We start from the raw sequence: 13,479 nt of genomic DNA on the forward strand, positions 1-13,479 counted from the left end.
CCCGAAACCCGCACCCGCCTGCTCTCCGCCTTCCGCGGCCGCCGCTCCGGCCGCCTCACCAACGGCTGACACCGGGATCGGCGCAGCCCCGTGTCATCGTTCAGGAGTCGCGTCGCGCAGGACGGCCCGGGCCCGGGCCGCCATGGCCTCGTCCACCATGTCGCCCTCGAAGGTGATCGCTCCGGCGCCGCGCGCCTGAGCCTCCTCCACCGCGGCGATCATCCGCCGGCAACGGGCCAGTTCCTCCGCGCCGGGGGAGAACACCTCGTTGATCACGGGGACGTGCGAGGGGTGGATGGCCATCATGCCCTCGTAGCCGAGCGCACGGTTCTGCTCGGCGAAGGCGCGCAGCCCGTCCAGGTCGGCGACGCTGGTCCACAGGCCGGCGACGGGGCACGGCACACCCGCGGCGCGCACGTCCAGCAGGACGCGCGAGCGCAACGCCAGGGTCTCGGTGCCCTCGGGGCTCCAGCGGTAGCCGATCGCCCGTTCGACGTCGCCTCCCTTGCCGGTGACCGCCCCGATGTAGGCGACGCGCGGCGCGGCCCGGGCGATCGTGTACGCCTCCCGCAGGGCGGTCGCGCTCTCCAGCAGCGGCACCAGGGCGATGTGCCCGGCGGGCAGCCCGAGCTCACGCTCGCACCAGCTCAGCAGCCGGTCGGCCAGGCGCACGTCGGCGGGGCCGTTCACCTTGGGCAGGATCACCCCGGCCAGGCGAGGATGGGCGACGGCCCGCAGTTCCTCGGCGCCCGCCCAGCCGTCGAGCGGGTTGATCCGGACGAAGACCGCCATGTCGTCCGTCGCTCGGCCGACGGCCTCGGCCACCCGGGCGCAGGCGGCCGCCTTCCCGGCCGGTGGGACGGCGTCCTCGAGGTCGAGGATGGCCGCGTCGGCGCCGGCCGCCCGAGCCTTGGCCAGCCAGTCGATCCTGGTGCCGGGGACGAAGAGCAGGGACCGCAGCCGAGGCCGTTCAGATGACACCGCGCTTCTCCAGGTCGGCGAGCTCCCCGGCGCCGAGGCCGAGCCAGTCGCGGTAGACGAGGGCGTTGTCCTGCCCGAGCGCGGGACCGGTGCGCCAGACCTGGCCGGGCACCTGGTGGAAGTGCGGGAGCGCGGCCTGCATCCGGACCGGGCCGAGATCGGGGTCGTCGACGGTGACGATGTCGCCGCGCTCGGCGTAGACGGGGTCGGCGGCGATGTCCGCCGCGGTGAAGACGCGCGAGGCGACCACCTCGGCGTCGGCGAACGCGCGCAGGCACTCGTCGGTGCCCCGGGCGGCGACCCACTCGCGCAGCCCCTCGTCCAGCCGTTCGCGCCCGGCGAGCTGCTGCGCCGTGGTGGCGTACTCCTCGTCGGGCAGCCCGAGCAGGCGGACGACGTTCAGCACGGAACGGAGAGTCGCGGAGGTGACGGTGATCCAGTCGCCGTCGCCGGACAGGTACGTGTTGATGACCGCGGCGGGGGCGACGGCCAACTGGTTGCCCGACCTGCCGGGCACGACCCCGAGCTGGTCGTGGGTGATGACCTGCCACTCGACGAGCCGGAACAGGGGCTCGAAGAGGGCCAGGTCGATCCACTCGCCGTCGAAGGAGGGGTCGTGGGCCTTGCGGTGCAGGGCCGCCAGAACGGCGTAGGCGCCCATCAGCCCGGTCACCGCGTCGCCGTGGGAGAAGCCGGTGTGCACCGGCGGCCCGTCCGGGAACCCGGTCAGGTGCACCACCCCGCTCCTGGCCTCGCCGACCTTGCCGAAGCCCGGTGCGTCGGCCTGCGACGAGGTCGCGCCGAACCCGGAGATCTGCAGCAGGACGGCCTGGGGGTTGATCCGGTGCACGGCCTGCCAGTCCAGCTCCCAGGCCCGCAGACGGCCGGCGCGCAGCGTCACGATCACGACGTCGGCCCAGGCCACCAGCCGGTGGGCGATCCGGCGTCCGTCGGGCTCGTGCAGGTTCAGGGTGACGGAGCGCTTGTTGCGGCCCGCGACCTTGAACCACAGCGGTACGCCGTCGCGCGTCGGCCCCATCGCGCGGGCCGCGTCGCCGGCGCCGGGCGGCTCCACGTGGACCACGTCGGCCCCCTGGTCGGCGAGCATGGAGCCGGCCAGCGGCCCCGCGACCACGTGCGCGAACTCCACCACCTTCAACCCGCGCAGCTGACCGCGCTGTTCAGAGGCCACGCATGAACTCCTTCGTCCCGTTCGCCGGAAGTCCATCGTGCCCAGGCTCAGCAATGCGGGTCCAGCACCGCGGACGGATATATTCATGCGCTCAACGCATCAGTCGGCGATCCACGCCGCGCCGGCCGGCACCTCGCGCCCCTCGGTGCGGGCTTCGTCCAGCAGGTCGAGGAACGCGGCGGCGGCCGGAGGCAGCGCCTGCCGGGCCCGCACCACGACGTCCAGCCGCCGTTCGACGACGGGACCGACGAGCTCCCGGTGCACGACGTGCCCAGGGCCCAGCAAGGGCAGCACGAGGGCGGGCATCGCCGACACGCCGAGCCCCGCCGCGACCAGGCCACCGACCGTCGCCACGTTGCTCGCCTCCGCCGCGGGCCGCACCTCGGCCCCCGCCTGCTCGAAGGCCGCGTCGGTGAGCCTGCGCACGCTGGACTCCGGCCCGACGGCCAGGAACGGCTCGCCGGCGAGGTCCTCCCAGGCGACCTCGTCGCGGCGGGCCAGCGGATGGCCCGCCGGGAGCACGGCGCGGAAGCGGTCGCGGATCAGCGGGCGCTGGTCGAGGCGGTCGGAGGCCGCGCCGACGGTGGTGACGGCGAAGTCGGCGTCACCGTTCAGCACCCGGCCGAGCACGGCCCTCTCCAGGCCGTCCATGATGCGGACGCTCACGGCGGGCCGCTGCCGCCGGAAGGCGGAGATCAGGCGCGGCAGCAGCACGGCCGCCACCGACGGAAGCGTGGCCATGGCGACCACGCCCGACTCGCCGAGCAGGAAGCGCCGCAGCTGCTTCATCCCCGACCGGTGGGAGTCGACGATCTCCTCGGCGACCCGCAGCGTCTCCTGGCCCGCCGCGGTGAGCTGCACGTTGCGGGTGTCGCGCTCCAGCAGGCGGGCGCCGAGCACGCGTTCCAGGTCGGACACGGCGCGGCTGAGCGTGGACTGCGAGACCTGGAGCTGCGCCGCCGCGGCGGTGAAGCTCGCGGCCTTGGCGACGGCGACGTACGCGGCGAGCTGCCGGAGGCTGGCGTCCATGGTTCCTACTTTTGCGCATGATGCATGGATAAATCCACTTTTGATGGTGGACGTGAAACGTCGGTGCTCGGAAACTTCTCCGTAACCTCCCGCGAAAGGAGCCCGATGATCGCGTTCCTCGGCTTCCTCACCATCGGCCTGTTCCTGGTGCTCACCATGACCAGGCGCGTCTCGGTCCTCACCGCGCTCGTGCTGGTCCCCGTGGTCACGGCGCTCGCGGGCGGATTCGCCGCCGGTATGGGCCCGATGATCCTCGAAGGGCTCGGCAAGGTCGCGCCCACCGGAATCATGATCGCCTTCGCGGTCCTGTACTTCAGCCTGATGATCGACACGGGGTTGTTCGATCCGCTGATCCGTGGCATCCTGCGCCTGGCCAAGGACGACCCGCTGCGCATCGCCGTCGGCACGGCGGTCCTCACCATGTGCGTGGCCCTCGACGGTGACGGCGCCTCCACCTTCCTCATCACCGTCTCGGCCCTGCTGCCGGTCTACAAGCGGCTCGGCATGAGCCCGCTGGTGCTCACCGGCGTCGTCTGCCTGGGCGCGGGCGTGATGAACATGGTGCCCTGGGGCGGACCCACCGCCCGCGCGATGGCGGTGCTGAAGCTCGACAGCTCCCAGCTGTTCACGCCGATCCTGCCCGCCATGGCCGCGGGCATCGCCTGGGTGCTGGTGGCGTCGTACCTCATCGGGCTGCGGGAGCGGCGCCGGCTGGGCACCGTCACCCTGTCCGCCGAGCCCGAGCCCGAGCCCGAGCCCGAGCCGGTGCGCGGCGACGGGCCCGGCACGCCGCTCGCGCCCGAGCGCAAGGGTCCGGTCCTGACCGCCTTCAACCTCGTCCTCACCGTCCTGCTGCTGGTCGCGCTCGTACTGCAGCTGATGCCGCTGCCCGTGCTGTTCGTGGTGGGCTTCGCGATCGCCGCCGTGGTCAACCTCCCCACCTGGGAGAAGCAGCAGGCGCTGCTCGACGAGCACGCCAAGAGCGTGGTCCTCGTCACCACGATGATCTTCGCGGCCGGCGTCTTCACCGGCATCCTCACCGGCACCAAGATGATCGACCAGATGGCCGCCGCGTTCGTCGGCGTCATCCCCGACTCCTTCGGCGGCCACCTGCCGCTGCTCGTGGCGATCACCGGCATGCCGCTCAGCCTGGTCTTCACCCCCGACGCGTACTACTTCGGCGTGCTGCCCGTGCTGGCGCAGACGGCGAGCGGCCTCGGCATCGAGCCGGCCGAGGTGGCCAGGGCCGCCATCCTCGGCCAGATGACCACCGGATTCCCGCTGAGCCCGCTCACCGCCGCGACGTTCATCCTCGTCGGGATGAGCGGCGTGCAACTCGGCCGACACCAGCGCTTCATCTTCGGCTGGGCGTTCGCCACCACCCTGGTCATGACCGCGGTCGTGCTGGTGACCGGCGCCATCTCGTTCTGAGGAGCCCGCCATGAAGTACGCCGACCTGGTCTCTGGAGGTCAGGCGCTCGTCGAGGTCGTCCTCCCCCGTACGGCCGGCCCGAGACGTGCGCGTGCTGCGTAATGGCGAGGACGTCACCGGCGCGTTCGGCATGCGTGCCGGGGGACGCTACTACGGGCTCGTGCAAGGGCTCGCGGACGGCCCTTTCACGTGCTAGCGCCTACGGACCGGCGCCGTGTCTCTCAGCGGCGGACGACGGCCTGTTCCAGCAGGTCGTGGAGGACGCGCTGCTGGTCGGGGGAGAGGCCGGCCAGGGGGGACTCCTGGGTGAGGAGGGCGAGGAGGCGTTCGCGCAGGGCGGTGCCGGCCTCGGTGAGGACGAGGTGCCGGGCGCGGCGGTCGGTGGGGTGCGGATGGCGCTCGATCAGGCCCAGTTTCTCCAGCTTGTCGACGACGAAGGTGGCGTTGGAGGGCTCACAGCTCATGCGTTCGGCGAGCTCGCGCATGGTCATCGGCCCGGTCAGCTCCCGCAGTGCGGTCGCCTGGGCCGGGGTGAGGCCCAGGGCGACGGCACGGTCGCGTACGTGGTCGGCGATCTGCTGGGCCAGCCCGTTCACCAGGCCGCACAGCTCGCGTTCGGCGGTGGCCCGGGATTCGGACGTCGTCATGCGCCCATCGTAGCAAGTCCATCAAGCCAGAATATTTCTAGCTTGAATGTTTCTAGCTTGAACCTTATGGTGGCGTCCTCGACCTGACTGGGGAGGACACCATGACGAACGACCACGGGGAACGGCTGCGGCGGCCGGCGGGCATCCGCTCGGTGCGGCTGGGGGAGACGAAAGTGTCCTTCGTGCCCGACGGGGTGGTGCGGCTGCCGCCGCGCGGCTGGCTCCCCGACACCACCGACGCGGTCTGGGCCGCCCATCCGGAGTACCTGGACGACTCCGGCCATCTGGTGGCGAGCCTCGGCGGCCTGCTGGTGGAGCACGGCGAGCGCGCGCTGCTCATCGACGCCGGCTTCGGGCCGCGGTCGCTGCCGCCCGATCCCGGCACCCCGCGCGGCCCCATCCGCGGGGGCGCGCTGCTGGACGGTCTGGCCGCGCTCGGCCGTGGACCCGAGACGATCGAGGCGGTGGCCTTCTCCCACCTGCACGTCGACCACCTCGGCTGGGCCTGGCATCCCGCCCCGGGCGGCGACCGGCCCGCCCTCGCCCACGCCGAGTACCTGGTGGCCGAGCAGGAATGGGCCCAGCGGGAGGTGCTGGAGGCCCACGGCACCACCGAGGAGATCGTCGCCGCGCTGGCGCCGCGCGTGCGCACGGTGGCGGACGGGCAGGAGGTCTTCCCCGGCGTACGGGTCCGGGTCACCGGCGGTCACACCCCCGGCCACGCGGAGTACGTCATCACCGGCGGCGGGAGGCGGCTGATCGCCTTCGGCGACACCGTGCACTCGCCGATCCAGTTCGACCACCCCGAATGGTCCGCCGGCAACGACCACGACCGCGCCCGCAGTGCCGCGCGCCGCCGCCGGCTGGCCGACGAGCTGTCGGAGCCGGGCACGATCGGGTTCGGCGTCCACCTCGCCGACGTGGTCTTCGGCCGGGTGAGCCGCGACGGGGCAGGCCCCGCGTGGCGGCCGCTGGACGCCTGATAAGCCGAAATATCCGGATTTTGCCTGATTCGCCAAATTCGTCTGTAACGTTCGCGCGGCTCGCGGATCTGTACTCCCGATGTGCCAGGCGAAGGGACAGCCATGATCGGGCTTACCGCCGAGAGCGCGCCGCTCAGGGGCGTCTCGGAGGTGGCGGACTTCGCGCGCCGCTGCCTCCGTCCTGCCGCGGGCGACCGGGTGGGGGTCGAGCTGGAGTTTCTCGTGTTCGACCGTACGGACCCCACCCGGCAGGTGCCGTCGGCCAGGGTCGAGGGGGCGCTGCCCCGGCTGGCGGGAGGGAGCAGGGTGACGTTCGAGCCGGGCGGCCAGCTCGAACTGTCCGGGCCGGCCGGGCCGCTCGCCGGCACGCTGGAGCGCCTGTCCGGTGACGTGGCGGCCGTGCGGGCCGCGTTGCGCGCGGAGGGGCTGGCGCTGGGCGGCGTCGGCCTCGATCCCGTGCGTCCCGCCCGCCGCCAGCTCCGGCTGCCGCGCTACGACGCGATGGCCGAGTTCCTCGGCCGGCCGTACGGGGCGCTGATGATGTGCTCGACCGCGTCCATCCAGGTCAACCTGGACCTCGGGGAGCGGCCGGAGGTCCGGTGGGAGCGCGCGCACGCGCTCGGGCCCGTGCTGCTGGCCGCGTTCGCCAACTCACCGCTGAGCGGCGGCCGGCCGTGCGGCTGGATGTCAGGACGCCAGGCCGTCTGGGCCGGCCTCGATCCCACCAGGACCGCGCCCGTGCCTCATGACGCCGACCCGGCCGCCGCCTGGGCGCGGTACCTGCTGGACGCCCGCCTCATGCTGGTGCGCGACGGCGACGGCGGATGCCGTCCGGTACGCGACGGCTCCACGTTCCGCGACTGGCTGGCGGGCGGCGGCGAGCGCCCGCCCACCGCCGACGACCTGGCCTACCACGCCACCACCCTCTTCCCGCCGGTCCGGCCGCGCGGCTGGCTGGAGATCCGCTACCTCGACGCCCAGCGGCCGGACGCCTGGCCGGTGTGCGTGGCGGTGAGTCACGCCCTCGTCACCGACGACCGGGCCGCCGACGCCGCGATGGCCGCCGCGGAGGAGTGCCGTACGGCGTGGGAGACGGCGGCGCGGTGCGGCCTGTCCGATCCCCGCCTGCGCCGGGCCGCCGAGGCGTGCTTCCGCGCGGCGCTGGAGGCCATGCCGCGCATCGGCGCGGGCCCCGGCCTGGCGGGCGCGGTGGCCGCGTTCGCCGACCGGTACGTGGCGGCGGGCCGCTCCCCGGCTCACGACCTGATCGACCCGACGCCGGGACGGCCCGTCCCGGCCTGGCTCAACGACGAAGGGCAACAATGAACGACTTCAAGGAACGCATCGCCGCCGAGCTCATCGCCGTGCGCGAGCGGTCGCTGGCCTACACCGAGGCCGACGACGAGCTGCTCGTACGCCAGCACTCCCCGCTGATGTCGCCCCTGGTGTGGGACCTCGCCCACGTCGGCAACTACGAGGAGCTGTGGGTGCTGCGCGAGGCGGCCGGGATCGACCCGGTGCGTCCCGAGATCGACGACATCTACGACGCGTTCAAGACACCGCGCAAGGACCGCCCCAGCCTGCCCTTCCTCGGCCCCGCCGAGGCCCGCCGCTACATCGAGGGCGTGCGCGGGCGCGTGCTCGACGTGCTCGACCGGATCGACCTCGAGAACGCCTCGCCGCTGCACCGCGACGGCTTCGTGTTCGGCCTGGTGATCCAGCACGAGCACCAGCACGACGAGACCATGCTCGCCACGCTGCAGCTGTCCGGCCAGCCGGGCCTGGTCCGCGACGCCGCCCTGCCGCCGGGCCGCGACGCGGGCCCCGAGGAGGTGTACGTGCCCGCCGGCGGGTTCCTCATGGGCACCGACACGCTGCCGTGGGCCTACGACAACGAGCGCCCCGCCCACTGGGTGGACCTGCCCGGCTACTGGATCGACCGGCTGCCCGTCGGCAACCGCGCCTACGCGGCGTTCATCGAGGACGGCGGCTACGACGACCCGCGCTGGTGGACCCCCGAGGGCTGGCGGTGGCGGCAGAACACCGGCGCGAAGGGCCCGCTGTTCTGGGAGAACGACGGCCGCTCCTGGTGGCGCACCCGCTTCGGCCGCACCGAGCCCGTCCCGATGGACGAGCCCGTCCAGCACGTCTGCTGGTACGAGGCCGACGCCTACGCCCGCTGGGCGGGCAAACGGCTGCCCACCGAGGCCGAGTGGGAGAAGGCCTGCGGCTGGGACCCGTCCGAGCGGCGGGCCCGCCGCTACCCGTGGGGGGAGGCCGACCCGGGGCCGTCGCTGGCGAACCTGGGCCACCGCGCCGCCCGTCCCGCGCCGCTGGGGGCCTACCCGGACGGGGCCAGCGCGTACGGGGCCGAGCAGATGGTGGGGGACGTGTGGGAGTGGACCGGCTCCTGGTTCCAGCCGTACCCGGGGTTCCGCAGCTTCCCGTACAAGGAGTACAGCGAGGTGTTCTTCGGCCAGGAGTACCGCGTGCTGCGCGGCGGCTCGTGGGCGGCCGACCCGGCGGCGGTGCGGACGACGTTCCGGAACTGGGACTATCCGATCCGCCGGCAGATCTTCACCGGGTTCCGGTGCGCCCGCTCGGAGTTGGTCTGAGGTGTGCCGGCACGCCGCCTGGCTGGGCGCGCCCCGCCCGCTGGCCTGGCTCATCAACGAGCCGGAGCACGGCCTGCTGCGCCAGTCGTACGCGCCCCGCAGGCAGCGCTTCGGCATGGTCAACGCCGACGGCTTCGGCATGGGCTGGTACGACCCCGCGCGTCCCGAACCGGTCCGCTACCGCCGTTCCGTGCCCATCTGGACCGACGCCAACCTGCCCGCGCTCGCCGAGGTGGCCCGCTCGGGCTGCCTGCTGGCCGCCGTGCGCTCGGCCACGGTCGGCATGCCGATCGAGGAGAGCGCCACCGCCCCGTTCGCCGACGGCGGCTGGCTGCTCAGCCACAACGGCCGCGTCAGCAGGGACGCGCTGCGCGACCTCGCCGACGACCTGCCCGACCGGGCCGAGAGCGCGTGCGACGCCGCCTGGGTCGCCGCCGCCGTGTTCCTGCGCGGGCGCGCCGGCGCCGGGCTCGCCGACGCGCTGGCCGAGGTCGTCGTACGGGCCGGGGAGAAGGACCCCGGCGCCCGCCTGAACCTGCTCGCCTGCGACGGCGCCTCCATCGCCGCCACCGTCTGGGGCGACACGCTCTTCCACCGCCGGCTGGACGACGGCGTCGTGGTGTCCAGTGAACCGCTCGACGACCTGCCGGGCTGGCAGGCCGTGCCCGAGCGGAGCCTGCTGACCGCCGGCGCCTCCGGCGTCCGCGTCCAGCCCCTCACCAACCGGGAGGTCTCATGACCGTGAGCCATTCGCCCGTCCACGTGATCAACCACCTCGACCGCGACTACCTGCGCCAGGCACTCGAACACGACGTCACCGTGGGCCTGACGTCGTCACCGAAGTGGCTGCCGCCCAAATGGTTCTACGACGAGACCGGCAGCGCGCTGTTCTCCCGCATCACCCGGCTGCCCGAGTACTACCCGACCCGGCGCGAGCTCGCCATCCTGCGGGAACGGTCTCGTGAGATCGCCCGCGCCGGCGGCGCCGACACGCTCGTCGAGCTCGGCTCCGGGACCAGCGAGAAGACCGTGCTGCTGCTGGAGGCCATCAAGGGCGCCGGCCCGCTGCGCGGCTACACCCCCGTCGACGTGGACGCCGTCACGCTGGAGTCGGCGGCCCGGCGGCTGTCCGTCCAGTACCCCGGGCTGGACGTCCGGGCGGTGTGCGCCGACTTCGAACGGCACCTGTCGCTGCTGCCGCAGAACGGCCGGCGCATGGTGGCCTTCCTCGGCGGCACCATCGGCAACCTGGAGCCGGACGTTCGCGCCGTCTTCCTCAAGGAGCTGCGGGCCGCGCTGCGGCCGGGGGAGACGTTCCTGCTCGGCGCCGACCTGGTGAAGAACCCGGCGCGGCTGGTCGCGGCGTACGACGACGCCGAGGGGGTGACGGCCGAGTTCAACCGGAACGTGCTCCGGGTGATCAACCGGGAGCTGCGGGCGGACTTCGAGCCGGAGGCGTTCACCCACGTGGCCCGCTACGACGAGCACCACGAGTGGATCGAGATGCGGCTGCGGGCGACCCGGGACATGCGGGTGCGGATCGACGCGCTCGGGCTCGTGGTGGAGTTCGCCGAAGGGGAGGAGACGCGTACGGAGATCAGCGCCAAGTTCCGTCCGGAGGGGCTGCGCGCCGAACTCGAGGACGCCGGCTTCCGGGTCCGCCGCCACTACACGGACCCGGACGGCGACTTCACCCTCCTGCTCGCCGGCCGATGACCGTCCGCAACCCGCCGGCACGCACGAGGGAGCCGGCGCCGGCCGACGTGGGAGCGGCATGGCGGGCGGCGCGCGGGGTGATGCCGGCCGGGCACCTCGACGCGGCCGGCTGCAACGTGCCCAGCGACCGGGTGCTGGACGCCGTCGTGGCGCAGCTGCGGCGTGAGCGCGAACGCGGCGGGTACACGGCCGTGCCCGACCTCGCCGACGGCCGGGCCGCGCTGGCGGCGCTGGTCGACGCCGCCCCCGCCGACGTGGCGTTCCTGGAGAGCGGGACGGCCGCGATGGCGGCGCTGCTCGGCGGATGGCGGCTCGCCCCGGGCAGCCGCGTCGGCCACGCCCGCACCGAGTACGGCGGCACGGTGATGCTGCTGCGCCGCCTGGCCGCCAGGAACGGCTGGCACCTCCTCGACCTGCCCGTGGACGGCGACGGCCGCATCGCTCCCGAGGCGCTGCACCCGGACCTGGACCTGGTGGTCGTCTCGCACATCGGCTCCCACAGCGGCGTCGTCCAGCCGGCCGGGGAGATCGGCGCGCTGTGCCGGGCGTCCGGGATCCCGCTCGTCCTGGACGTCTGCCAGTCGCTGGGCCACGTGGACGTGAGCGGCACGCGCGCCACCGCGTACGTGGGCACGTCCCGCAAGTGGCTGGCCGGCCCGCGCGGCGTCGGCTTCCTCGTCGTGCCCGGCCCGACCCCCGCCATGGACGCCGCCACCCCGACCCTCGGCGGCCACCACTGGGCGGACGCCGCACCGGCGGCCGACGGCGTGATCCCGGTGCCCGGGGCGGCGCGTTACGAGACCTCGGAAGGGGCGATCGCGGCGCGGGCCGGGCTCGGGGTCGCCGCGCGCGAGCATCACGCGCTCGGGCCGCACGCCGTGCACGCCCACCTCGCCGGCCTCGGCCGGCTCGCGCGCGGGCTGCTTGACGGGGCCGGAGGATGGCGGGTGGCCGAGCCGCTGGACGAGCCGTCCGCGCTGGTCACCCTCCGGCCACCGCCCGGCGACACGCCCGTGCGCGCCGCCGCCCGCGCCGCCGAGGCCTCGCTCCTGGTCTCCGTCGTCCCGCACGCGCGGGCGCCGCTGCACCTGCGCGGACCCGTCCTGCGCGTCTCGCCGCCGCCCGGCACGCCGGAGGAGACCTTCCACCGTCTGGCACGCGTCCTGGCCGCCTCCTGACTCACGGGCCTGCCGGGAGGAAGCGTTTGTGCAGGGCCGCCGCTATGCGGCGGGTGAACGGCGAGGCGCAGGCGGGGCCGTGGAACGGCCGGGTGCCTCCGTCCGTGACGCCCTCGACGGTGGCGACGTCGGCGCCGGGATGGCACACCACGTCCGGTGCCGGCAGGTTGGCCAGCAGGAACTCGCCCCGGTCCGACGCGGCGTCGGACGGGTGCGCCCCCGCGCGGACCCAGCACAGCCGGCCGAGGTCGTCCAGCCGGTAGACGCCGGACCCGCGCGAGGTGACGACGCGCACCGGGCCGTCGGCGCTCAGCCGCACCTTGACGGTGAAGGGCCCGCCGGGCTGGGTGGCGCGCAGCAGGCTCAGCTGGTTGAACTCCTGCGGGTCCTCCAGCCAGCTCACCCGCCCGCCCAGCATCACGCTCAGGTGCCCGAGCACGAACGGCGGCAGGCCGACGACCTGCTGGTTGACCGCCGAGACCTCGGTGCTCTCGTCGTGCCGCCACTTGATCGCCGTCACGTAGACCCGCTCGCCGGGCGTGAGCAGCGCGCGCACGCCGAACAGCCCCGCCACGCCGTACCGCCGCCAGCCCCACAGCGCGATGCGTTCCGCGCACTCGATGAGCAGCGCGGCGGCGGGCGCCGGCCAGGGGCGCGACCAGTCCGCGCCGGCGCCGCGCAGCGGCCCGACGCCCAGCTCAGGGACGCCGGTCGTCGCGTGCGCGGGACGGTCGGCGTACACGCGCACGCCGCCCGCGCCGTCCGGGACGCTGAGGGCGGCGACGGCGCACGGCCACCCCTCCACGTACGCCGCCACCCGGTACGGCCCCAGCAGCCGCACCGCCCGCTCCATGTCGCACTCGCCCGACACGACCACGGTGCCGCGCCCGCCGGACGTCCCGCCCGCCTGCACCACGACCCGCTCGGTGCCGACGGCGCGGCGCAGCTCGGCCAGGCTCGCCAGCCGCTCGGCCGGCACGCACCGGATCCGCGCCGCGCGCGGCACGTCGGCCGCGCGCAGCACGTCGTCGAGGAGGTGCGGGGCTTCGAGCACGACCCGTACGGCGGGGTCGATCGCCGCGACCGTGCCGCCCGCGGTGGCCAGCTCCTGCAGGCGGTCGCCGTGCCAGGCGGAGATGACGGGCGGGCGGTCCAGCGCCACCAGGTGGCGGGCGGCGTCGTGGCGCACGCGGCGCAGCCAGCCGTTCCGCTCGGCGACCGAACGGGTGCGGGTGCGGTCCTCGGCGGTGACCACCATGCCCGGCAGGGCCGGCGCCCACGCCGCGTAGCAGCCGATGCCGAGCGCGGGACGCAGCGCCTGGATCGGCGCCGGACCGGTGTAGCCGGCACGCAGCGCCGTGCTGCACCGGTCCACCGTGACCAGGGGCCGCCCGGCCAGCGCCGCCTGCAACTCCGCCTGCGCCACCTCCGCCGCCGCACCGGCCTCCCGGCCGTTCCCCGAGGCACCCGGCGCACCCGTGCCGCCGCTCGCGCTCGGGGCGCCCACAGTGCCGCCCACAGTGCCGCCCACAGTGCCGCCCACAGTGCCGCCCGCAGTGCCGCCCGCAGTGCCGCCCGCAGTGCCGCCCGCAGTGCCGCCCGCAGTGCCGCCCGCGGTCGCCGCGCCGCCTGCGCTGATCCGCGCCTTCATGTCGCCGCGCATGGTCGGGCGCCCGCGCGGGGGCGCGGGGTCGCCGGGACGGGAC

At 74.5% G+C, this 13,479-nt stretch carries 12 protein-coding genes; 7 read left to right on the forward strand and 5 right to left on the reverse strand.

The genetic code is table 11. The annotated features are described in order from the left end of the window. Positions 1–93: 93 nt before the first annotated feature. The 3 genes from C1J01_RS38735 to C1J01_RS38745 all read right to left on the reverse strand — a co-directional run bounded on the left by C1J01_RS38735 (position 94) and on the right by C1J01_RS38745 (position 3,202). The gene (locus C1J01_RS38735; protein ID WP_111183935.1) at positions 94–981 is read right to left on the reverse strand and encodes an HpcH/HpaI aldolase/citrate lyase family protein; all 888 of its coding nucleotides are present in this window, start codon (positions 979–981) and stop codon (positions 94–96) included. Continuing rightward, positions 971–2,173, reverse strand: coding sequence for a CaiB/BaiF CoA transferase family protein (locus tag C1J01_RS38740; RefSeq protein ID WP_220040306.1), 1,203 nt, complete (start codon positions 2,171–2,173; stop codon positions 971–973). Before C1J01_RS38740 ends, C1J01_RS38735 begins: the two co-directional genes overlap by 11 nt. Before the next feature lie 99 nt (positions 2,174–2,272). Continuing rightward, complete coding sequence (locus C1J01_RS38745) at positions 2,273–3,202, reverse strand: LysR family transcriptional regulator (RefSeq protein ID WP_111183936.1); 930 nt, start codon at positions 3,200–3,202, stop codon at positions 2,273–2,275. 105 nt (positions 3,203–3,307) lie between these two features. Here C1J01_RS38745 and C1J01_RS38750 point away from each other — a divergent pair, with 105 nt between their 5' ends. Beyond that, the gene (locus tag C1J01_RS38750) at positions 3,308–4,633 is read left to right on the forward strand and encodes a CitMHS family transporter (protein ID WP_111183937.1); all 1,326 of its coding nucleotides are present in this window, start codon (positions 3,308–3,310) and stop codon (positions 4,631–4,633) included. Positions 4,634–4,855: 222 nt separating this feature from the next. Here the strand turns inward: C1J01_RS38750 and C1J01_RS38755 are convergent, their stop codons facing one another. Continuing rightward, entirely contained in the window at positions 4,856–5,281 is a 426-nt protein-coding gene (locus tag C1J01_RS38755) for a MarR family winged helix-turn-helix transcriptional regulator (protein ID WP_111183938.1), read from the reverse strand. 101 nt (positions 5,282–5,382) lie between these two features. Here C1J01_RS38755 and C1J01_RS38760 point away from each other — a divergent pair, with 101 nt between their 5' ends. The 6 genes from C1J01_RS38760 (at position 5,383) to C1J01_RS38785 (ending at position 11,773) form a co-directional block, all read left to right on the forward strand. Then, complete coding sequence (locus tag C1J01_RS38760; protein WP_111183939.1) at positions 5,383–6,264, forward strand: MBL fold metallo-hydrolase; 882 nt, start codon at positions 5,383–5,385, stop codon at positions 6,262–6,264. Between the two features lie 102 nt (positions 6,265–6,366). Next, complete coding sequence (gene egtA / locus C1J01_RS38765; RefSeq protein WP_111183940.1) at positions 6,367–7,590, forward strand: ergothioneine biosynthesis glutamate--cysteine ligase EgtA; 1,224 nt, start codon at positions 6,367–6,369, stop codon at positions 7,588–7,590. Further along, on the forward strand, positions 7,587–8,879 hold the full coding sequence (gene egtB / locus C1J01_RS38770; protein ID WP_111183941.1) for an ergothioneine biosynthesis protein EgtB: 1,293 nt from the start codon (positions 7,587–7,589) through the stop codon (positions 8,877–8,879). The genes egtA and egtB overlap by 4 nt, the downstream gene beginning before the upstream one ends. 1 nt (position 8,880) lies before the next feature. Further along, positions 8,881–9,618, forward strand: a complete 738-nt coding sequence (egtC, locus tag C1J01_RS38775; RefSeq protein WP_111183942.1) for an ergothioneine biosynthesis protein EgtC — start codon at positions 8,881–8,883, stop codon at positions 9,616–9,618. Next, positions 9,615–10,595 (forward strand): L-histidine N(alpha)-methyltransferase, encoded by a 981-nt coding sequence (gene egtD / locus C1J01_RS38780; RefSeq protein WP_111183943.1) that lies wholly within the window; start codon positions 9,615–9,617, stop codon positions 10,593–10,595. The genes egtC and egtD overlap by 4 nt, the downstream gene beginning before the upstream one ends. After that, positions 10,592–11,773: an aminotransferase class V-fold PLP-dependent enzyme gene (locus C1J01_RS38785; protein WP_111183944.1), complete on the forward strand. Its 1,182-nt coding sequence runs from the start codon at positions 10,592–10,594 to the stop codon at positions 11,771–11,773. Before egtD ends, C1J01_RS38785 begins: the two co-directional genes overlap by 4 nt. A 1-nt stretch (position 11,774) precedes the next feature. Here C1J01_RS38785 and C1J01_RS38790 read toward each other — a convergent pair. Beyond that, a partial coding sequence (locus C1J01_RS38790; RefSeq protein ID WP_220040308.1) for a hypothetical protein occupies positions 11,775–13,479 on the reverse strand: 1,705 nt, incomplete at its 5' end.

Origin of the sequence: Nonomuraea aridisoli (assembly GCF_003236395.1) — a bacterium.
In the GTDB taxonomy this organism is placed as follows: domain Bacteria; phylum Actinomycetota; class Actinomycetes; order Streptosporangiales; family Streptosporangiaceae; genus Nonomuraea; species Nonomuraea aridisoli.

What these genes read in the sequence shown, in the direction of transcription:
- C1J01_RS38745 (WP_111183936.1), bottom strand. Translation starts at nt 3,202, where the DNA reads ATGGACGCCAGCCTCCGGCAGCTCGCCGCGTACGTCGCCGTCGCCAAG.
- C1J01_RS38750 (WP_111183937.1), top strand. Translation starts at nt 3,308, where the DNA reads ATGATCGCGTTCCTCGGCTTCCTCACCATCGGCCTGTTCCTGGTGCTC.
- C1J01_RS38755 (WP_111183938.1), bottom strand. Translation starts at nt 5,281, where the DNA reads ATGACGACGTCCGAATCCCGGGCCACCGCCGAACGCGAGCTGTGCGGC.
- C1J01_RS38760 (WP_111183939.1), top strand. Translation starts at nt 5,383, where the DNA reads ATGACGAACGACCACGGGGAACGGCTGCGGCGGCCGGCGGGCATCCGC.
- egtA (WP_111183940.1), top strand. Translation starts at nt 6,367, where the DNA reads ATGATCGGGCTTACCGCCGAGAGCGCGCCGCTCAGGGGCGTCTCGGAG.
- egtB (WP_111183941.1), top strand. Translation starts at nt 7,587, where the DNA reads ATGAACGACTTCAAGGAACGCATCGCCGCCGAGCTCATCGCCGTGCGC.
- egtD (WP_111183943.1), top strand. Translation starts at nt 9,615, where the DNA reads ATGACCGTGAGCCATTCGCCCGTCCACGTGATCAACCACCTCGACCGC.
- C1J01_RS38785 (WP_111183944.1), top strand. Translation starts at nt 10,592, where the DNA reads ATGACCGTCCGCAACCCGCCGGCACGCACGAGGGAGCCGGCGCCGGCC.